The sequence below is a fragment of the Chitinimonas sp. BJB300 genome, from assembly GCF_002735695.1.
GTDB lineage: Bacteria > Pseudomonadota > Gammaproteobacteria > Burkholderiales > Chitinimonadaceae > Chitinimonas.
Map to the genome: position 1 here is coordinate 1 of NZ_PDZH01000307.1, position 1310 is coordinate 1310.

Below are 1310 nucleotides of genomic sequence, written 5' to 3' on the forward strand. Positions count from 1 at the left end.
GGCGCTTGTGGCATCAAGGCTTGCTGAATCGTGTCGTCCTGCACCTGCTCCAACTTGAGCAACACCCGGCCCAACTCGGCCTTGAGGGTCTCCGCTGACGCTCGCAGCTCGACGGCGGCCTGTTGCAGGAACTGGCTACGCGCCCGCGCTGCATACAGGTCCAGCGTGTCGACGTGGAAGTCATCGCCCTCGCTCACCATCAGGTTGACCTTGAGCACCCCCACCGCCAGATTCTTGGGCAAACCGCGCACCCGCCAACGCCGGCCCCCCAGCTGCATCACCACTTCCCGCTCGTTCACCTCGGCGCTCAGATCGCAATGCGGCGCAGGCGGCACCGGGCTGGCAGGTAAATCGGCAACCGGTGGCGTCACCGGCACCGCCCCATCCGTCACGGCAGGCAAACCCGCGGCTAAGGGAAGCGGGGGAGCCGCCGCTGGCCCTTCCATGACGCGGGAAGCCATCGCCGCCAGGGCTTGCTTACCTTCGCTCGGCGCGTCCTCCAGGCCCATCCATTCGGCTTTACGCACCACCAAACTCAAGGCTTTATGCGCGGGTTTCATCGCCAGGGCGTAGGCGTTGGCGTCCAGGCCATGCGGGAAGCGGATACGCCAGCAATCCAACCCCAGCGCTTGCAACTGTTTTGCCAAGGCCAGCGCAGCCTTGTCGCCTGCTTCGTCGTGATCGTAGGCAATCAGCACCCGTTTAACCGCGTGCCGCTCAAAGGCCGCCAGATGGTCAGCAGTAAACCCGTTCACCCCATAGCTGGCCGTCACATTGCGCAAACCATTCACCCAGAAGGTCATCGCGTCGATGAGCGCCTCACACAGAATGACCTCACCCCCTGCCGCCGCCAGTCCGGCTTCGTTCCACACGCCAGCATGTCCACCCGGCAAATAGAGGTGTTCCGCGGTACCTGCGCGCAAATCAGTGCGTATCTTGCGGCCATAGACTTCGTGGATCTGACCATTGAGGCCGATCACTGGCACCACCAGCGAACCGTTGAAGTGCTCGTGGCCACTCTCGCGCAGCAAGCCCACCGTCTGCAAGGACTGACGCACCGCCATGCCCGCCTTCAGGGTCTTGTCTGGCAGTCGATAGCCCAGCGTGCGGTTGGCGTAACCCAGCTGGAAGGTGCCAATCAACTCAGGGTGATTCAAACCCCGCTTATCCAGGTAGGCCAGCACCTCGGGGTTTTGCTTGAGCGTGTCGTGGTAATACGCCAGCACCCGGCCCAGCAAGGTCTGGCGCTCGGCTTCGTCCACCCTGTGCGACTCGGCAGCTAAAGGCGAAGCGGCTAAGGAAGAAGGGGT

Annotated in this window: 1 protein-coding gene; it reads right to left on the minus strand. The window is 63.3% G+C overall.

Annotated elements, in window-relative coordinates:
- Positions 1-1310: toprim domain-containing protein (locus CSQ89_RS21540; RefSeq protein WP_143747137.1), on the minus strand; the 1310-nt coding region annotated here is incomplete at both ends.